Genomic DNA, 17619 nt, shown 5'->3' on the forward strand with positions numbered 1-17619 from the left:
ACCTGCGGCAGATGTTGCGAATGCCCTGCATGCCGGGCTTACTTGTACTCGCGCCACTCCGGCGGCGTGTCGTCGTGGTCGCCATGCGGGTGACGTTCCCAGGCGTGCGTGTAGGCTTCCGACTGCGAGCGTTTCAGTGGCCGCTGCGGCGCCTCGAGGTTATGCAGCTGTGTTTCCTCGACGTAGTAGATCAGCGCCCGCATCATCTTGCTCATCAAGGTGTTGTCGAGGTGGTAGCCATTGTCCTCGAGCGAGCCTTCGAGCTCTTCCAGCGAGTGCTGGTGAAGGTCGTAGGCGACGCCGACGGCGCGCTCCTGTTCGCGCCGCTCGACCTCCAGTTGCTCGATCCGGCCGAGGAATTCGGATGCCTCAGGCACTTGATGCGGAGGAAACTTGGCAAACAGGATATTCCGCTGCTTGCGGATCGGTGCTGTCTTGTGCGTTGTCGCCGCCGGTCGTTTCACGTTCCTTCCCTGGAGAGAGGGGGGTTCAGGGCTTGTTGCGGATGATCTGCATGCCCTTGAGAATATTCAGCGCCTGGGTCAGCTGGTAGTCCGTTTTCGAAGCCAGTTCGCGGCTCGGCAGTTCGGCCGCCTCGTCGCCTTCGTCCTTGTTGTCCTTCGGTCCGCTGGGCTTCGGCTGGGCGGGTGGCAGTGCCCTGCTGCTTGACGGTTTGGCCGGTGCTTCCTTGACCGCGGTCTCACTGTCCGCTTCGCTATTGTTCTCAAGGTGGTGGTCGAGGTTGGCTTCGCGCAAACGCTGCGTCGAGCCGCCGTTGGCCGTCTCCTCGACGACGATGTCCGGATCGATGCCTTTGGCCTGGATCGAGCGCCCCAGAGGCGTGAAATAGCGTGCCGTCGTCAGCTTGATGGCGGTATTGCCGGGGAGCGGCAGAACGGTCTGCACCGAGCCTTTGCCGAAGGTCGTCGTGCCGAGGACGACGGCACGCTTGTAATCCTGCAGCGCACCGGCGACGATTTCGGACGCCGAAGCCGAGCCGCCATTGACCAGCACGACCATCGGGACGGTGCGCGCTTCGGCCGGCAGGCGCTTGATGTAATCTTCCCGGCTGCCGCGCAGATAGTCCGCCGGCGACGCGTGAAACTCGTGCTTGGCGTCGGGTGCGCGCCCATCGGTCGAGGTAATCAAGGAATCCGGCGGCAGGAACGCGGCCGAGACGCCAACGGCACTGTTCAGCAAGCCGCCCGGATCGTTGCGCAGATCGAGCACCAGCCCCTTGAGCGGCCCAGGCTTGGACAGGTCGTTGAGGTGCTTGACCACCGCTGCGCCAGTATTCTCCTGGAACGAGGTGATGCGCAGGTAGCCGAAGCCGTCTTCGACCAGCTTCGACTTGACGCTTTGCACCTTGATCACTTCGCGGGTCAGTGTGACGTCGATCGGTTTCGCCTCGCCCTTGCGCAGAATCGACAATCTGATCTGCGACTTCGGCTTGCCGCGCATGCGCTTGACGGCTTCGGTCAGCGTCAGACCCTTGACCAGCGTGTCGTCGATCTTGAAAATCAGGTCTCCAGGCTTGACGCCGGCACGATCGGCGGGAGTGTCCTCGATCGGCGACACCACCTTGACCAGTCCGTCTTCCATGCCGACTTCGATACCGATGCCTCCGAACTCGCCTTGCGTCCCGACCTGCAGGTCCTTGAATGCGTCGGCATCAAGGTAGGTCGAGTGCGGGTCCAGGTTGGAGAGCATGCCGCTGATCGCGTGGGTGATCAGCGTCTTGTCGCCGACAGGTTCGACATAGCCCTTCTTGATGGCATTGAACACTTCGGCGAAGGTGCGCAACTCTTCTATGGGCAGGCTTGTACGTGTCTCCTTTTCGGCCAGCGCCGAAAACTGCAGGCTGATCAGAATGCCACCAAGAACTCCGGCGCAAACCAGCCCGGCCTGTTTCCACTTGCCCATTTCTTTCACTCCGTGCGCGCCCTATTTGCTGTTGACCCACGCCAGCGGGTCAAGCGGTTTCCCATCGTGGCGGATTTCGAAGTATAAACCGGATTCCGGGTTGCCACCGGTGTTGCCGACCGTGGCAATGCTTTCGCCACCGCGGACATCGTCACCGACCTGTTTCAGCAGTGAATCGTTGTTGGCGTACACCGACAGGTAGTCGCTACCGTGGTCGACGATGAGCAGATTTCCGAACCCGCGCATCCATTCGGCAAAGACGACGCGGCCAGCGGCGATGCTGCGCACGTCGCTGCCGGTGCCGGCACGGATGAACAGCCCCTTCCAGGTGCTTCCTTCCTGGCGCGCGCTACCAAAGCGATTGCTTACCGACCCCTTGGTTGGCAGGCGCAGGGAACCCTTCATTTTCGCCAGGTTGCCGACGAAAGCGTCGGCCGGCGGGTTTGCGCGCGGCGTTTCCGGGCGCGCTGCCGGCGGCGCTGCCGGCGGTGCTTCGCGGCGGATTTCGCGGCGGATTTCGCGGCGGATTTCGGGGCGGAGAGGCTCGCTTTCCGGCGGCTCTCTGCCGGCCCCGGCATCGGGCGCTGCCGGCTTGTGCTGGCGGGCTGCGCGCTGTGCCTCCTGGCGGACGATTTCCTGCTGTGCCAGGGCCCGTTGCCGTTGCGCCGCCGCCTGGCGCTCGCTTGCCTGGCGCTCGGCTTCCTGCCGCTCGGCTTCCCGCCTCTCGGCTTCCCGCCTCTCGGCTTCCCGCCTCTCGGCTTCCCGGCGCTGCGCTTCCCGGCGTGCTTCGGCAGCCTTGGCGGCGATGATTTTCGACAAGCGCTCGATGAGGTTGGTCAGGCGTGTCTCGTCCCGTTGCAGCTTGCCGATTTCACGTCTCTGCGTGGTGATCTGTTCAGACAGTCCGTCCAGCGTCGCCTGGCGTTGCGCGCGCTGGGCGAGCAGCTTGGCATGTTCCTCGCGCTGCTTGTCCTCCGCGGCGGCGAGTTGCGCCGCCTGCTCGCGGGCGTCGGCGGCCAAGGCCTTTTGCCGCTGCAGGTTGGTGTCGATCTCCAGGAGAAGCTGGCTGCGTGCCCGTCCAATCGCTTCGAGGTAGTGCAGGTCGCGCGCCAGCTGGTGGGGGTCGTCACCGTTGAGAAACAGCTGCAGCGCATCCGGATTGCCACGCAGGTACTGCCTGTAGAGCAGTTTTTCGAGCTGTTGCTGCTGCAGGGTCAGCCCTTGCTCGAGCGCCTTGGCTTGGCCATCGAGGTCTTTGAGCTTGCCCTGTAGCGTGGCGATCTGCTCCTTGAGCTGGTGAAGGTCGCGCTGCGTCGATGAAATTGCGCGTTCGGCGTCCTTGAGTTGATCCGCCGATTCCTTGCGTGAACCTTCCGCAGCGACCATCTCCCGGCGCAGCGCTTCGATCTGGGTGCGCAAGGATTTCAGGTTCCCCTGCTTTTCGGCGACGTCGCCTGGCGAGCTGGCGGCGGAGTCCGGCCGCTCCTTGTTGCCGTCGGCGGCGAAAGCCGGTGTGAGAAAGGCGCTGGCGAGCACGGCAATGGCCAGTCTGCGTGCGAGTGCGCGGCGGGCCGAACGCGCGGCTGCTGCGGGCAGGAGCGCGTCCTGGCGCTTCCCCGGAAGCCTTGCCGCGACGCCAGCCTTGGCTGCCGTGCGGGTCGGCGTTGCGTCGTCGAAAGGGCTTGCGGATGTGTTGGTCAATGAGCGGCGCACGCCTGGCTTAAACGTGAGTTGACGAGAGAGGGCCGGGAGGCCGAGATGGTCGCGAGGTGGTGAGGTCACGTGGCCGGCATCGCCGCTGGTAAGCGGGAACCCGGCGAGCGCGTCCAAGGCGTGTGCGGCATCCCTTGGCGGGTGGTTTTGTTCTATAATCGCGGATTATATGATAAACGGCGAGTCTGGCGTAACGTGCCTATCCGGACCAGCATCATCGACAAGCAGGAGCATATCGAACAAGCCGCACGGGCGCTCAAATCGATCTCGCATCCCTTGCGCCTTAAGATTCTGTGTGTGATCGGTGACCAGGATGCCTGTGTGCAAGAGATCGTCGACGCTGTCGGGACTTCGCAAAGCAATATCTCCCAGCATCTTGCAATCCTGCGCGAAAAGGGAGTTCTGCTCGCGCGCAAGGACGCCAACCGAGTTTACTATCGGGTCGGCGACGCGCGCACGCTGCAGTTGATTGGCATGATGCGCGAGGTGTTCTGCGGCGATTAGCGGCGCGTTGTCGCTGCCCGACCCGTCCTTGCCGGCGAGTGGGGTCGGGCCTCGTTCCTGGTGTGGCCCCGTTTTTTCGCCATGTTTGTGCCACGTTCTAGCCATTTTTCGTGTCAATTTCTGGAGTTTCGATTGGAATTCATACAGCAGAATCTTCTCCTGGTGGCCGTCGCCGTGGTCAGCGGCACGCTGCTGCTCGTGCTTTCGGTGCGCCGCCCCGGTGGCTCGCGATCGCTGACCACCGCCCAGGCAACGATATTGATCAACCGCGAGAATGCGCAGTTGCTGGACATCCGTGAAGCGAGCGAATACGTTGCCGGACACCCGGCCGACGCAATCAACATTCCTGTCGGGTCGCTCGACGAGCGGGCCGAGGAGCTGGCGTCATTCAAGGACAATCCCTTGATTCTGATCTGTCAATCCGGCATGCGTTCATCCGCCGCCTGCTCCAAGCTGGCCAAGCTCGGTTTCTCCAGGCTGCACTCCCTCGAGGGCGGCGTCGGCGCGTGGGCCGAGGCCGGTCTGCCCTTGAAGAAGGGGTCGCGGAAATGACCCAGTCGCCGCGGGTGCTGATGTACTCCACCGGCGTTTGCCCCTTCTGCATCCGGGCCGAGCAACTGTTGCTTGCCCGCGGCGTGGTCATGATCGACAAGATTCGCATCGACCTCGATCCCGAGCGCCGTAGCGAGATGCTCGAGAAGACCGCCAGACGTACCGTCCCGCAAATCTATATCGGTGAGATGCACGTCGGCGGTTTCGACGATCTCCTTGCTTTTGATCAGGCGGGCAAGTTGTTACCCTTGCTGGCGGGTGAACCCGGGTGAACACCCTCGCCGAGTGACCGCGCCCTTCCCGCCAGTTCCCGCTACTTTCCCGCGAGCATTTTTCCCCACCCCCAACTACAGGCCGAAAAACACCATGAGCGAACAAGAAACCCCGAACCCCGTTTTTTCCATCGAGAAGATCTACGTCAAGGATCTCTCGGTCGAAGTGCCCAATGCGCCGCAGATTTATCTCGAGCGCGAGACGCCAGCGATCAACATCCAGTTGCAGACCAAGGCGCAGGGTATCGGCGAAGGGCTCTTCGAGGTCGCCTTGACGGCCACGGTGACCTCGAAGATAGAAGAGAAGACCGTTTTCCTCGTCGAGGTCGGTCAGGCGGGTATCTTCCGCGTTCAGCACGTGCCAAGCGAGAACATGGATGCCGTATTGTCGATTGCCTGCCCCAATATTCTCTACCCCTATGCTCGCGAAGTCGTTTCCGACGCCGTGATCCGTGCTGGTTTTGCACCAGTAATGCTGCAACCCGTGAATTTTGAAGCGCTTTACATGTCTCGCCTCCAACAGCAGCAGGCCGAAGCGGCAAAGGACGCGCCGACCGAGGAGCCTGGCGAAGCGACCATCCAGTAAGCTGGGGCGGCCAAGAAAAGAGGCCTTGCCAATGAAGCGGTGGCTGAGCGTGTTGCTCGCGGCTGGTTCGGCTGTACCGGCGTTGGCGGTCGAGTTTCGCACGGTCGACACGGCGACCGTGCTCTACGATGCGCCTTCCCCGCGGGGCAATAAGCTTTTCGTCATCAAGCGCGATACACCGGTCGAGTTGGTCGTCCACCTCGAAGGCTGGGCAAAGGTGCGGGATTCGGACGGCGCCATGGCCTGGCTGGAGAGCAAGTATCTCGGCTTGCGGCACTCCGTGGTCGTTGTCGCCGCGCGTGCGCAGGTCCGGAAAGGCGCCGACGATGCCGCTGCGCTGGTCTTCGAAGCCGAGAGGAATGTCGCCCTCGATTACCTCGAAGTCGCTCCCGGTGGCTGGGTAAAGGTCCGCCACCGCGATGGACAGTCGGGCTACGTCCGCGCCGACCAGATCTGGGGCCTGTGAATCTTTGAATACATGAAGTTGACGGTGCTGGGCGCCGGCGCCTGGGGTAGCGCGCTGGCCGCCACTTTCTGCGATCGGCACACGGTCACGCTGTGGGCGCGCGAGCCGGAAGTGCTGCGTTCCCTGCGCGACAGGCGCGAAAACCCGCGCTACCTGCCGGGCTGCCGTCTTCCCGAGGCCTTGCGCATCGGCGACGATTTCGCGACTGCCGTAGCCGACGCCGATCTGTTGGTGATCGCGACTCCGCTTGCCGGCCTGCGGCCGACGCTTTGCCGCCTGCGTGATGCCGCGGTTGCCAGCCCGCTGATCTGGGCGTGCAAGGGTCTGGAGGCCGAAACGGGCAAGCTGCCGCACCAGATTGTCGCGGAAGAGCTGGGTGCGCAGCGCTTGTGTGCTGCCTTGTCGGGGCCGAGCTTCGCCGACGAGGTGGCGCGCGGCCTGCCGACTGCGGTGACGCTGGCGGCCAGCGACGCTGCATTTGGCCAACAGACGGCGCTGGCCCTGCATAGCCCGCGCTTTCGCATCTATGCCAACGACGATTTGCCCGGTGTTGAAGTCGGCGGCGCGGTGAAGAACATCATGGCCATTGCCACCGGCGTTTGCGATGGCCTTGGCCTTGGGCTCAACGCGCGCGCCGCGCTGATTACGCGTGGGCTCGCCGAGATAGCGCGCTTTGGTGTCGCTCTCGGTGGACAGGCGCAGACTTTCATGGGGCTGGCCGGGATCGGCGATCTGATCCTTACCTGCACCGGCGACCTGTCACGGAATCGGCGTGTCGGTCTGGAACTGGCCGCTGGCAAGACGCTGTCACAGATCCTTCGTGATCTCGGCCACGTTGCCGAGGGCGTCAGCACGACGCGAGAAGTTGCGCGCCTGGCGAGCCAGCTGGCGATAGAGATGCCCATCACGCAGGCCGTCGACGCGATCCTCTATCGCGCTGAACCGGCAGCATCGGCGGTCGAAAAACTGCTCAGCCGGGATCCGAAGAACGAGGGTAGATAGCGGGCGGCCAACAGGGTTGCGGTCGGAAATTGTCCTGGAAGCGTCGGCGCTGACGAAACTTTCTTGTCAGTTGGGGGTCAGACCGCGCTCTCGAAGGAAGGTCGCAAATTGCAGAGGCGGGTGCCGCTGCCACAAATGCGAAACCTTTCGCGCTCTATGATGCCTTTGCTGTCCGGTGAGCGCTACCAGCGTCGCCAGTGTTCGCTGCGGCGGTCGCGGATTCCGGGCGGGCCGCGCAAGCGGTGATCGTCACGAGGATCGTACGCCCGCCGCAGTGTCGAACCGCTGGCGGTGCATCACCCTGACCAACATATACGAAAGCTGATGGTTCTCGGGCACGGAAATTGCTCGATTTCTGGTGTGCCCAGCCATCAAGGAGGTAGGCAAACAATGTTCAAGAAACTGTTTTCTCGTCATTCGCTCGGCGGCAAGCTGCTGCCAAACCGCGTCGTCATGGCGCCAATGAACCGTAACCGCGCTACAGACTGGCAACTCGCGCCGCCGGCGATGACCGCCAGATACTACGCACAGCGCGCCTCGGCCGGCCTGATTATTGCCGAGGGAACGCCGGTCTCGCCGCAGGCACGCGGTTGTGCGCGCACGCCCGGCATCTATAGCGGCGCGCAGGTCGCCGGCTGGCGCAAGGTGACCAAAGACGTGCACCATGCCGGGGGCCGCATCTATCTGCAGCTCTGGCACGTCGGCCGCGTCGGCCATAGCAGCCTGCGCGCGGATCGCTCACCGCCGGTGGGGCCGACCGGAATCGGTCTGCACAGTGATCGGGTGCCGATCCTAAACGGCGGCGCCGAGCCGGTGATGGTGCCCTGCGATGCGCCGCGCGGGCTGACGACCGAGGAGGTGCGGCTGATCGTCACCGATTTCGTCCGCGCAGCGCGCAATGCCGTCGCCGCGGGCTTCGACGGCGTCGAGATTCACGCCGCAAACGGCTATTTGTTCGATCAGTTCCGCTGCCCCTACGTCAACGACCGTGCCGACGAGTATGGCGGTTCGCTGTCCAATCGCTGGCGCTTTCTCCTGGAGACCGTGCAGGCCGTTGCCGCGGCGATTGGCAGCGCGCGTGTCGGCGTACGCATCTCGCCACTGGGGAGCGCGCACGAGATGCAGCCTGATCCCGATCCGCTGGTCAGCTATGGCTACCTGGCGACGCGGCTGAAGCTCCTGCGCATCGCTCACCTGCACGTCTACGACCAGGAAGGGAGCTGGATCCACGATCGGCAGGGCGATCTGCTGCCGCACCTGCGCGCCTGCTTCCCGGGGACGATGATTCTTTGCGGAGGCTTCGACCGCGAGCGTGCGGAAGCGGCGCTGCGTGCCGGTCGCGGCGATCTGATTGCCTTCGGCAAGCACTTCATCGCCAACCCGGATCTCGTCGATCGCCTGCGCATCGGGGCGCCGTTGGCACCCTGGAACTCGACGACGATCTACAAGGGCGGAGCGAAGGGCTACGTCGACTATCCGGCGCTCGACGTGGCCGCCGTGACGGCTGCCTGAGCGTTACCGGCGCCTACGCCCAGTGCATTCCTATGCGCCGCGTGCGAAGCATCGGCCGGCGAGCACAACCGGTGGTCAGAAGAACCGTTTATCGCAGCGGTGTCTCCTGAGCCTGGTGAGCGGCGATGTTCAAGGCAGCGATAAGCGCCAGCGGGATCCACGTCAAGAACCAGTGCTCTTTCGGCCGGCTCAGGATACCTCCGCCTTCCGTAAGTCCGGCGCCAAGACCATAGATCAGTAGGCTACCGGCAATGACGAAAAGTAGCGCGTTTCGATTGCGCCAGCAATGGCTGAGCGCCAGCGCGTGCATGGCCAGCCAGATGGTCAGTCCGACGATGCCCGTGTAGTACAGCACGCCAAGCGCAAAACTGTGAGGTTCACTGAAGGGAATTGGAAAGCCCGCGATGTCGATCACCAGCGAGGCCTGGAAGCCAAAGCCTAGCCACGGCTGCTGGAGAATCTTGCCCAGTGCGATCTGCCAGATGTCGATTCGGCTGGAAGTGCCGCGTTCAAGCAGTGCATCGGGATACAGCAGGAGCAACGCCACCAAGCCTGCCGTGCCTGTTGCGATCAGCACGATCGAACGTCTGTTCCAGCAGACGACAGTCAGCCAGACACAGGCCAATGACATGGCGACCAGCGGCGTGCGCGAGCCGGTCGCCATCAGAGCGCCTACGGAAACCAAGGCTGGAGCGATCGTCACCCAGGACTGGTGTCGCGGCAGGGTCATGCTTAAAGCGAGCCAAAGAGTGCCAAAAAAACCGAAAATATGTGAGCTCAGCAGGGGATTGTCCAATGCTCCTGAGCCGATCATTCTCATGCCGGGGGTCCAGGCAAGGGCGAACGCGCTCAGCGAGTAGACTGTCAGCGGAAGCATCAGTAGTGCGCCAAGTAATGTGGTCTGCTCTAGCCGATTGCTGGCCTGAAGGCTTAGCAGGGCGCAGGCGGAGAACAGCATGAAGATGTAGAGGGGCCTTTTCAGCAGGTCGAAGACCGAGCTGTCGGTATCTGACCAAGTGACGCTGAGCAGCGACCAGGCGGAGAAAGCCAGAAAAAGAAGGATGATCGGCTCGCGTAGCAACACCCGGAGCGTTCCTGGCTTCAACAGCAGCGCGATCAGGGCGGGAAGTCCGACCAGAGCGTAGAAAAGCTTGTGGTAAAGGCTACGATCAGGCAGGGCTGCTAAGCCTACCAGCAAGCTCAAGTAACCGAGCGGGAGTAGCCAGTTGCAGATGAAAGAGAAGGCTTGTTGTGAACGAACTGGTGCCTGAAAATACATCTGAATTTCTCGCGGTCTTTCGTCTGCTAGGGGGTTCAATGCTACCATTTTTTCCGGATGCTGCCTGTTGAGCTGGCTCTTCAGAAACCGCACTGGCAATCGTTCGCCGGGCGTCGTACGGCGTCGCTATTAATTGCGGAAGGCTGTGTCTGTTCCCGGTGCCCGCCGTTCGAGAACGTCGGGGGTTGCCGTAGGGCACCTTCAGCTTCGGCATGAACGGCTCAGCTGGGCGCCGGCGTTCGGTTGTCCGCCAACTGCCGGTGCGGGAGAGAGAAACGCTATCGCTAATTTTTTCGGTTGCCCCTGAAGGATGTTCATGAGCGAGTCATCAAGCATCTGTCTAGTGATGCCGTATTTTGGTCAATGGCCTTTCTGGATGCCCTTTTTTCTGCAGAGTTGCAGGTTCAATCCGAGCGTCGATTGGCTCCTATATACCGACTGTCAACCGCTGGACCATTGTCCGGAAAACGTGCGCGTGGTTCAGATAAGCCTCAATGACTATTGCCGCAAGGTCTCGACGAAGTTGAGCATCGATTTTTCGCCGACCAAAGCCTATAAACTCTGTGATATTCGCCCGGCCTTGGGGCTCATCCACGAGGATGAGCTGCGGGCGTACCATTTTTGGGGTTTCGGTGATATTGATGTGGTCTACGGCGATCTACGTGCCTACTTCACGGATGAGCGCCTGCAAGGCTACGATCTGTACTCGACTCACGCTCGGCGCGTATCCGGTCACCTGTGCCTGATTCGGAATACCCTGCGCATGCGTGAGGTCTTCAAGCGGATCCCAGATTGGCAAAGGCGTTTCTGCGATCAGGAACATCATGCGCTGGATGAGGGAGCGTTTACGCGGATCTTCCTGCGAAACAAGAATCTACCCGCATTTCTGCAGCGGCTGATCGGTACCGTGTTCAACCCGTGGTACCGGTGCAGCGAATTTGTTGAGGCCTATAGTACGCCATATGCTCGCATTGACTGGGTCGACGGCCATCGTAACTTTCCACGTCGTTGGTTCTGGACGGATGGCAAGTTGACGAACGATGTGAATGGTGCTCGCGAGTTCCCCTATTTCCACTTTATCGTCTGGAAGAGGCACCAATGGGAAAAGCTTCAGGCCTATCAATTGCAGTCCACTTCCGGGTTTGCTGGCAGCTCGTCGTGGTCGATCAGTGAGCAAGGCTTCGAGCGTGATCAATGATGACTAAGAGAATAAAGGTCTTGCAGCTGCAGCCGGACTACAACGTAAAAGAGCATGACTTCGCCGACCTCGCAGAGCAAATCGTCAAGGCACTGCCAGCTGAGCGCTACGAGGTGGTAGCCGCGTTTCTGCGTGGCAAGCCGCAGCAAGGCGAGCCAGTGAGCCGGGCAGGCCGCTCGGTTTATTTCGAGTTTTCCGACAAGCAACTCAAGGGATTGCGCTTGCAGGCCATGTGGCAGCTGTATCGTTTTTGCCGTGCGCAACGGTTCGACGTGGTGATCTGCAACCGCTTCAAGCCGGTCAACATGCTTTTACAGTTGAACCGCTGGCTGAAAGTGCCATTGTGCATCGGTATTGCACATGGCTTTGGTGAGTACGAGCGTTATTACCGGCGGTTTCAGGTCAAGTATCTGATTGACCATGCTTGGCGCTTCGTCGGCGTTTCGCCGGCCGTCAGGCAATACTTGCTCGAATGCAATTGCGGTTTTAGCGCGCAGAATACCCTGGCCATCACCAATGCCATCGATATCGCCCAGGCCGAGAGTCTGCAGTTTTCCCGCGATGAGGCGCGTCGCTTGTTGGGGGTCGACTTGCAGGTGCGTCTGCTGGGTACGTTTGGCCGTCTGGTGCCGATCAAGGGGCATGTCTACCTGCTCCGGGCTTTCGCCCGGCTGAAGGATGTTCATCCGCAGGTGCAGTTGGCGATCATTGGGAAAGGGCGAGAGGAGCCTCGCTTGCGTGCTGAGGTCGACAGGCTCGGTTTGCAGGGGAGGGTTCATCTGCTGGGCTTTCGCGAGAACGCCTTACAGTATGTTCGTGCTTTCGATATCTGGACCATGCCCTCGTTGGCCGAAGGTCTGGGGCTGGCCTTGCTCGAAGGTATGAGCGGGCACCTGCCAGTGGTTGCTTCCAACGTGCCCGCGATGCTGCCGTTGATACAAGGGGCCGGTGGCCTTGCCGTGCCGCCAGCAGACGTTGATGCGTTGACTGCCGCATTGGCTGACTACCTTCGGCTGAGTGATCAACAGCTTAAGGAAAGGGGCGAGCAGGCCTACGCCTACCTATGCGCCAACCACGATATCGAAGCCTTTCGTCAGAAGTATCTGCGCCTCATCGACGAGGCGCTGAAAGAAACGAGAACATCCCCATGAATCAACATCAAGAGCTGGTCACCGTGATCATTTCGTCTTACAACCATGGGCCCTATATCGAGGCTTGCATCCACAGCATTCTGAATCAGACCCATCCGCATGTGGAGCTGCTGGTTATCGATGATGGATCCACGGATGACAGTGTCGAGCGCATCCGCCGCTTGCAGGCCGAGCATGGGTTCGACTTCAAGGAGCAACAGAACCAGGGCTTGACCCATACTCTGAACGCCGCCATCAAGCGAGCTAAGGGCAGTCTGATAGTGCCATTCAGTTCGGATGACATCATGCTCACCGAGCGTCTGGCCAGGCAGGTCGCCTATATGCAGGACAAACCGGATGTTGGCATTTGTGCGGGTAACATTGAACTGATAGATGCGGCTGGCGAATTGTTTCCGGAGAAGCGGCAGCGTCGGCACGTGCCCTTCCGTCGCCTCGATTTCGAAGATGTATTCATGGAGCGTAAACCCTATCCTCCGGCGCCAACTTTGATGTTCCGCAAGGAGGCCTTGGCGAAAGTCGGTGGTTTCGATCCTGAAATCCGCCTGGAAGATCTGTTGATCGAGTTGAAGATCACCCATGCTGGCTACTACATTGATTGCCTGGGGGAGGTGCTTGCGCGTTATCGCAAGCATGCCAGCAACTCGTACAAGAATCACCGTTTCATGATCGAGAGCATTCTCAAGACCTATGCCTTGTTTCGCGAACATCCGCAGTACGATTGGGTTCGCTACCGCTTTCTCAACTCGATGTTTCTCAAGTGCTCCAATCGTGACCGTGGCTTGGCCCGTGAATTGTTGGCGCAGATTCCCTTCAAACGCTGGTCGAAGAAGACGTGGCGAGGCCTGATGAGGCTTTACCTTTCACCTCTAGAAAGGGGCTGAAGCGATATGGGCTTCTGGGCAAGATTCCTGGAGCGACGCGCGAAGAAAACAATCCGCAATTTATCCAAGTTCTATCGGGGACCCGCGAGATTTCGTCGGCGCTATCCGCAGTATCAGATTGGCGTAGGCACCTACGGTGTTCCCATCGTGCATGACTGGAAGGAAGGCACGATCCTCAAGTTGGGCAGCTACACGTCGATTGCCGAGACGGTAGAGATCTTCCTGGGTGGCCACCATCGTACCGAGTGGGTTACCACCTATCCGTTTCCGGCGATGATACCAGAGGCGGCCGATATTCAGGGATACGCGGTAAGTCGAGGCGATGTACTTATTGGTAGCGACGTCTGGTTGTGCAGCAACGCGGTCATCCTGTCCGGGGTAAGCGTGGGGCATGGCGCTGTGGTCGCTGCCGGTGCGGTGGTTAGCGAAAACGTAGCGCCGTACTCCGTGGTGGCGGGCAACCCGGCACGGCATATTCGCTGGCGCTTTCCTGAGGCGACGCGGCAAGCGTTGCTGGAGGCTGCCTGGTGGGATTGGCCCGAGCAGGAAGTGCGCAAGCTTAGCCGCTTGCTCTGTAGCGAGCAGGTCGAGGCCATCTTGGCTTATGCGCGCCAACGCGCGCTGCGCCAGGCGGTCGACTGACTGACTGACGGGCGCGAGGTTGGTCAGTTGGAGAACTCGCTGAACAGCCGCGTTACCGGCGGAGTTCAGACCCCTGAATGGCATTCGCTCCCGCTGTGCAGGCAGGGCTGCGCCCAGAACTGGCGGCGTGCGGCGGCCAGCGAGAAGTGGGCCTCAAGATGTGCCAGTTGTGCGGCAACGAGCTCCGTCCGGGCAGGCTCGTGCAAGGCCCTGACGGCGAGCATGCACTTGCACAGGCTCTCGACGTCGCCGAGAGCAAAGCGCCACTCGCTGGCCGCGACCACTTCGCGGGCGCCGCCACAATCGGTGCTTAGCACCGCAATCCCGGCGGCCATGGCCTCCAGAAGCACCATTCCGAAGGGCTCGTGATCCGAGCTCAGAACGAAGCTGTCGAAGGCGCGGAAGTAGCGGTCCATGGCCGGCACCTGGCCGAGAAAGCGGACACGGTCAGCGACGCCCAGCTCGGCGGCCAGGGTCTGCAGCGATTCGTCCAGGCGACCGCGCCCGGCAATTGCCAGCAGTGCGCCGGCAGGCGGCAGGCGGGCAAAGGCGCGGATCAGTGTCGCCTGGTCCTTGTCCGGGTGCAAGCGGCCGACATTGCCGAAGACGTAGGCGTCGGGCGGCAGATCGAGTGCGCGCCGCGCCTCGTTCCTGGCAAGCTGGCGAGCTTGCAAGGCCGCCAGTTCGACGTGGTTGTATTGGGTCTGGATGCGCCCTGCGGGCCAGCGCGGCAGGCACGCGCGAATGTCGTCGCGCACTGCATTGGAGACCCCGAGCAATGCCAGCCGCTTGGCGAAGGCGCGGGCAAGCAGGCGCCTTCCCAGGCGCTGGTAGTCGCCAAAGGCGTGATGCACGCCGATGACCGGGATGTCCAGCGCCAGGCAGCAGGCGTAGATCGGCTTGAAGCGGTGGGCAATGGCCAGCGAGAAGGCGTGCGTCTGCTGCAGCTTGCGCAATTTCCAGATGGCCGCCAGCTTCAGTCCGCGCACCTGTCGCGAGTCGAAGCCGAGAAACAGCACTTCGTCGCCGCCGGAGTTGCGCACCACTTCGCTGTCCGGTTCGCCGGTGAGGTATACGGTCGTCATCGTCCAGCCCTGGCCCGCGAATAGCCTGGCCCACTGGCAGGCGACATCCGTGAACGGCGCGCCATAGCTGTGGCAGAGCTGCAGCACGCGGCGCGATTCAGCCGACATCGTCGTGGTCCTCCATGTTGATTGGCTGCTGCTGGCCATGCGCAATCCTGCCGCCGCGCCGGGGGCGCTCGAGGTTGGCAAGTATACCGCGCCAGCCATGGCCTGCGCTGATCCCGAACGCAGGGCAAACGGCGCGGTAATTGGTTTATCCTTGCGCCCGTGGCAGTGGCACGCTTGTGCCGTTCAACGACCACCCACCACGAGCACCCGGAGATCCCTCCGGGCGCAGCGAACAGCGAGGATTCCCGCCGTCATGACCCGCCTCTGCACACGCTCCGCCGACGCATGTTGAATCGGCTGCGAGTCTGGCGCGAGCGCGGCTGGAGCGAAATCGATGCCGCGGCGTATGCCACCGCGTGGCAGCGCTTCGGCGGCAGCGTGTTCACCCATCCGGCAGTCGTCGAGCGACTCTCGGCGCTGGCGGGAATCCGGGTGCGCTACCTAGGCTGCCCTTCCGGCGAAGATTTGGTGGCGGCGATTCCCTGCTGGGGGCGCCACTTGGCGCTGTCGAAGGCGGTGTTGAAACAGCGCGGCCAGCGCGACCTGTTTGATCTGGGCAACGCCGAGGTGATCCTGCCGATTGCCGCACACGCCTGCGTGCCGGTGCGCCAGCACATGCGTTACGTGTCGGAGCTCAACGCCGGACGGATCGGCGAACTCAAGGCGCAGCCGGAAGGCCTGGCGCTGGCGCGTGCGCCCGAGGACTACTCGAAGAAGTTTCGCTACAACCAGCGGCGTGAGCTTCGCCTGCTCGAAGAGGCCGGCGGGCAGGTACGCCAGATGAGCGAGTTTTCGCCGTGCGAGCAGGCCGCCATGTATGCCGATCTCTTTCAGCGTCGCTGGGGTTTTGCGGCCAGGGGCCACGAGCATCTGGCGGAGGTGTTCACGCTCCTGCGCGAGTTCATGACCGGCGCCGTCCTGTTGCGTCACGAGCAGCCGATCGCCGTTCAGATTCTCTATCGCGTCGAAGCCCCGGCGTGGATTTCTCTGGAGTACATCAATGGCGGTGTCGATCCCGCAACGCGTGATTTCAGCCCGGGAAGCGTGCTCAGTTTCATCAATACGCAGAGCGCCTGGGCAGAGGCGCGCGCGCTCGGCAAGCCCTTGCGCTTTTCCTTTGGCCGTGCCGATCGCGAGTACAAGGATCGCTGGTGCCACCGGGTGCCGGCGTATCGAATATAGAGTGCACGAAAGAGCGTAGTCATGAACATGCCTCGCCTGGCGAGCGGGGCCACCGTCCGAGAGCACCCATGAGTTCAAGAAAACAGCAATTGCTGAAGCGACACCGCCAGCGCAAGCGCTTCCTCCTGCTGGTCGCGCTGCTGCTGCTCGCCGCGCTCGGGGTCTTCGTCGCCTGGTGGTTGCCGCCGGTATTGTTGCTGCCTGGCTGGGTGGCGCACGAGGCCTGGTTTGCCGACCACCTCTTCTATTCGCCGCAGGACGACTACCAATACCACTTCCCGGCCGAAACGGCGCAGCAGACGGTCTCGCTGATCGCCGGGCGGGTGCAGTTGAGCGCACCGCTGGCGGCTGGCGAAACGCTGATTCTCGAGCTGCATTTGCAGAGCACCCTGCTTGGCCACTGTCTGGACCCCCACGTCGTTCTCGGCGACGACCGGCAGGACTTCGAGCGCGCTGTCAACGGGCGACGCTATCTGAACCTCTCCGGGCAGGCGGCGGCCCTGGCCAGGAATGAGCTGTCGATCAGTGGCCGCTTCTGCCGCCTGCCGCCGACCGCCCTCCTGCACGTGCTGGACAACCCCGACTACTCCCGGCGGCGCATGATGCTCATCGCGCCACACGCCGACGACGCCGAGCTGGCGGCCTATGGCCTGTACAGCCGTGCTGCAGGGTTCGCCCGCTCGCGCGAAAACGGTGGGGTGACCATCGTGACCCTCACGCAGGGCGAGATCGAGGCGGATCGGTATCGGTCCCTGGGCCTGGATAGCGCCGCCGCGGCGTGCCTGAAGGGGCGTCTGCGGACCTGGGACAGCCTCGCCGTGCCGCTCTGGGGTGGCGTTGCGCAGAGCTGCTGCGTGCAGTTGGGCTACTACTGCCTGCAGTTGCCGGCGATGCTCGCCGAACCCGAGCAATCGTTTGCTTCACGCGAGTCCGGTGGCGCAGACGTGCGCCAGGCGCGAGCGCACAACCCGCTTCCCCTGCCAGCGGACGCCGACGGTTTGCCGTCCGGAAAGAACCTGCTCGCCGACCTGGTGGCGTTGCTCGAGCACTTTCGCCCCGAAGTGGTCGTCATGCCGCACCCCGAGCTCGATCCGCACGCCGACCACATAGCCGGTACGCAGGCTCTGCTGCAAGCGGTCGAGTGCTCGTGCTGGAAGCCGGAAATTGGTCTCCTCTATGCCAATCACCTGCACGACAACGACCGCTGGCCGATGGGCCCGGCCGGGCAGGGAGTCGCCCTGCCACCGGCGCTGGCGCCGTTGCCGCCCGACGCGCTGTGGAGCCCCTGCCTGAGCCCGGCAGTACAGATCGACAAGGCCATGGCCTTGGCCATGCAGCACGACCTGCAGGGCACTCTGCCCTGCAAGAAGCGCCTGCGGCGGACGATCCAGAAACTGCTCGCCGCGCGCCAGTGGCCTGCCAGCGGAGAGAACGAATTCTTCCGCAAGGCTGTTCGCCGGCACGAGCTGTTCTGGGTTCGCCACCTGGAACGGCGAGGGAGCGCCTGAGCGCGGCAAGCGTATAATGCGGTGGTCGACGATGTCGCTGATCACAGCTGTTTTT

At 62.3% G+C, this 17619-nt stretch carries 18 protein-coding genes; 13 read left to right on the forward strand and 5 right to left on the reverse strand.

All coding sequences use genetic code 11. The annotated features are described in order from the left end of the window. Positions 1-38 precede the first annotated feature (38 nt). The 3 genes from QZ613_RS15535 to QZ613_RS15545 are packed head-to-tail and all read right to left on the reverse strand — an operon-like array spanning position 39 to position 3624. A complete protein-coding gene (locus tag QZ613_RS15535; RefSeq protein WP_043566087.1) occupies positions 39-464 on the reverse strand; it encodes a hypothetical protein in 426 nt (141 codons plus the stop codon). A 25-nt stretch (positions 465-489) separates the two neighbouring features. Then, entirely contained in the window at positions 490-1923 is a 1434-nt protein-coding gene (locus QZ613_RS15540) for a S41 family peptidase (protein ID WP_043566084.1), read from the reverse strand. Positions 1924-1944: 21 nt separating this feature from the next. After that, entirely contained in the window at positions 1945-3624 is a 1680-nt protein-coding gene (locus QZ613_RS15545) for a peptidoglycan DD-metalloendopeptidase family protein (RefSeq protein WP_291983144.1), read from the reverse strand. Positions 3625-3831: 207 nt separating this feature from the next. Between QZ613_RS15545 and QZ613_RS15550 the strand changes: the two genes are divergently transcribed. The 7 genes from QZ613_RS15550 to QZ613_RS15580 all read left to right on the forward strand — a co-directional run bounded on the left by QZ613_RS15550 (position 3832) and on the right by QZ613_RS15580 (position 8530). After that, positions 3832-4140, forward strand: coding sequence for a metalloregulator ArsR/SmtB family transcription factor (locus tag QZ613_RS15550; protein ID WP_042335199.1), 309 nt, complete (start codon positions 3832-3834; stop codon positions 4138-4140). Between the two features lie 132 nt (positions 4141-4272). Then, the gene (locus QZ613_RS15555; protein ID WP_043566082.1) at positions 4273-4692 is read left to right on the forward strand and encodes a rhodanese-like domain-containing protein; all 420 of its coding nucleotides are present in this window, start codon (positions 4273-4275) and stop codon (positions 4690-4692) included. After that, positions 4689-4964 carry a glutaredoxin 3 gene (gene grxC / locus QZ613_RS15560; RefSeq protein WP_043566081.1) on the forward strand — a complete coding sequence of 92 codons (276 nt, stop codon included), beginning with the start codon at positions 4689-4691 and terminating at the stop codon, positions 4962-4964. The genes QZ613_RS15555 and grxC overlap by 4 nt, the downstream gene beginning before the upstream one ends. Positions 4965-5058: 94 nt before the next feature. After that, positions 5059-5550, forward strand: a complete 492-nt coding sequence (secB, locus tag QZ613_RS15565; RefSeq protein ID WP_043566079.1) for a protein-export chaperone SecB — start codon at positions 5059-5061, stop codon at positions 5548-5550. A 31-nt stretch (positions 5551-5581) separates the two neighbouring features. Further along, positions 5582-6016 (forward strand): SH3 domain-containing protein, encoded by a 435-nt coding sequence (locus tag QZ613_RS15570; protein ID WP_043566074.1) that lies wholly within the window; start codon positions 5582-5584, stop codon positions 6014-6016. Positions 6017-6028: 12 nt separating this feature from the next. Further along, on the forward strand, positions 6029-7018 hold the full coding sequence (locus QZ613_RS15575; protein WP_043566072.1) for an NAD(P)H-dependent glycerol-3-phosphate dehydrogenase: 990 nt from the start codon (positions 6029-6031) through the stop codon (positions 7016-7018). Between the two features lie 390 nt (positions 7019-7408). Continuing rightward, positions 7409-8530, forward strand: coding sequence for an alkene reductase (locus QZ613_RS15580; protein WP_043566069.1), 1122 nt, complete (start codon positions 7409-7411; stop codon positions 8528-8530). A gap of 88 nt (positions 8531-8618) precedes the next feature. On the opposite strand, the gene QZ613_RS15585 is transcribed toward QZ613_RS15580, so the two are convergent. Further along, positions 8619-9809: an O-antigen ligase family protein gene (locus QZ613_RS15585; protein WP_291983146.1), complete on the reverse strand. Its 1191-nt coding sequence runs from the start codon at positions 9807-9809 to the stop codon at positions 8619-8621. 316 nt (positions 9810-10125) lie between these two features. Here QZ613_RS15585 and QZ613_RS15590 point away from each other — a divergent pair, with 316 nt between their 5' ends. Genes QZ613_RS15590 through QZ613_RS15605 form a run of 4 tightly spaced genes read left to right on the forward strand, consistent with a single transcriptional unit; the run spans position 10126 to position 13681 of the window. Continuing rightward, positions 10126-11007, forward strand: coding sequence for a DUF6625 family protein (locus QZ613_RS15590; protein WP_043566258.1), 882 nt, complete (start codon positions 10126-10128; stop codon positions 11005-11007). Then, a complete protein-coding gene (locus tag QZ613_RS15595) occupies positions 11007-12158 on the forward strand; it encodes a glycosyltransferase (RefSeq protein WP_043566256.1) in 1152 nt (383 codons plus the stop codon). Before QZ613_RS15590 ends, QZ613_RS15595 begins: the two co-directional genes overlap by 1 nt. After that, positions 12155-13039: a glycosyltransferase gene (locus tag QZ613_RS15600; RefSeq protein ID WP_043566067.1), complete on the forward strand. Its 885-nt coding sequence runs from the start codon at positions 12155-12157 to the stop codon at positions 13037-13039. The genes QZ613_RS15595 and QZ613_RS15600 overlap by 4 nt, the downstream gene beginning before the upstream one ends. A 6-nt stretch (positions 13040-13045) precedes the next feature. After that, positions 13046-13681 (forward strand): CatB-related O-acetyltransferase, encoded by a 636-nt coding sequence (locus tag QZ613_RS15605; RefSeq protein ID WP_043566064.1) that lies wholly within the window; start codon positions 13046-13048, stop codon positions 13679-13681. Positions 13682-13746: 65 nt separating this feature from the next. On the opposite strand, the gene QZ613_RS15610 is transcribed toward QZ613_RS15605, so the two are convergent. Continuing rightward, the gene (locus tag QZ613_RS15610) at positions 13747-14874 is read right to left on the reverse strand and encodes a glycosyltransferase (RefSeq protein WP_291900781.1); all 1128 of its coding nucleotides are present in this window, start codon (positions 14872-14874) and stop codon (positions 13747-13749) included. 285 nt (positions 14875-15159) lie between these two features. Here QZ613_RS15610 and QZ613_RS15615 point away from each other — a divergent pair, with 285 nt between their 5' ends. Both QZ613_RS15615 and QZ613_RS15620 read left to right on the forward strand, forming a co-directional pair. Further along, positions 15160-16056 (forward strand): GNAT family N-acetyltransferase, encoded by an 897-nt coding sequence (locus QZ613_RS15615; RefSeq protein ID WP_291864332.1) that lies wholly within the window; start codon positions 15160-15162, stop codon positions 16054-16056. 68 nt (positions 16057-16124) lie between these two features. Further along, positions 16125-17564, forward strand: coding sequence for a PIG-L family deacetylase (locus tag QZ613_RS15620; protein WP_291900784.1), 1440 nt, complete (start codon positions 16125-16127; stop codon positions 17562-17564). Positions 17565-17619 lie beyond the last annotated feature (55 nt).

It is taken from the genome of Candidatus Accumulibacter sp. ACC005 (assembly GCF_907163215.1).
GTDB classification, from domain to species: domain Bacteria; phylum Pseudomonadota; class Gammaproteobacteria; order Burkholderiales; family Rhodocyclaceae; genus Accumulibacter; species Accumulibacter regalis.

Excerpts from the sequence above, each read along its gene's own strand:
- QZ613_RS15540 (WP_043566084.1), bottom strand. The coding sequence starts at position 1,923 with ATGGGCAAGTGGAAACAGGCCGGGCTGGTTTGCGCCGGAGTTCTTGGT.
- grxC (WP_043566081.1), top strand. The coding sequence starts at position 4,689 with ATGACCCAGTCGCCGCGGGTGCTGATGTACTCCACCGGCGTTTGCCCC.
- secB (WP_043566079.1), top strand. The coding sequence starts at position 5,059 with ATGAGCGAACAAGAAACCCCGAACCCCGTTTTTTCCATCGAGAAGATC.
- QZ613_RS15570 (WP_043566074.1), top strand. The coding sequence starts at position 5,582 with ATGAAGCGGTGGCTGAGCGTGTTGCTCGCGGCTGGTTCGGCTGTACCG.
- QZ613_RS15575 (WP_043566072.1), top strand. The coding sequence starts at position 6,029 with ATGAAGTTGACGGTGCTGGGCGCCGGCGCCTGGGGTAGCGCGCTGGCC.
- QZ613_RS15580 (WP_043566069.1), top strand. The coding sequence starts at position 7,409 with ATGTTCAAGAAACTGTTTTCTCGTCATTCGCTCGGCGGCAAGCTGCTG.
- QZ613_RS15585 (WP_291983146.1), bottom strand. The coding sequence starts at position 9,809 with ATGTATTTTCAGGCACCAGTTCGTTCACAACAAGCCTTCTCTTTCATC.
- QZ613_RS15590 (WP_043566258.1), top strand. The coding sequence starts at position 10,126 with ATGAGCGAGTCATCAAGCATCTGTCTAGTGATGCCGTATTTTGGTCAA.
- QZ613_RS15595 (WP_043566256.1), top strand. The coding sequence starts at position 11,007 with ATGACTAAGAGAATAAAGGTCTTGCAGCTGCAGCCGGACTACAACGTA.
- QZ613_RS15600 (WP_043566067.1), top strand. The coding sequence starts at position 12,155 with ATGAATCAACATCAAGAGCTGGTCACCGTGATCATTTCGTCTTACAAC.
- QZ613_RS15605 (WP_043566064.1), top strand. The coding sequence starts at position 13,046 with ATGGGCTTCTGGGCAAGATTCCTGGAGCGACGCGCGAAGAAAACAATC.
- QZ613_RS15610 (WP_291900781.1), bottom strand. The coding sequence starts at position 14,874 with ATGTCGGCTGAATCGCGCCGCGTGCTGCAGCTCTGCCACAGCTATGGC.
- QZ613_RS15615 (WP_291864332.1), top strand. The coding sequence starts at position 15,160 with ATGTTGAATCGGCTGCGAGTCTGGCGCGAGCGCGGCTGGAGCGAAATC.
- QZ613_RS15620 (WP_291900784.1), top strand. The coding sequence starts at position 16,125 with ATGAGTTCAAGAAAACAGCAATTGCTGAAGCGACACCGCCAGCGCAAG.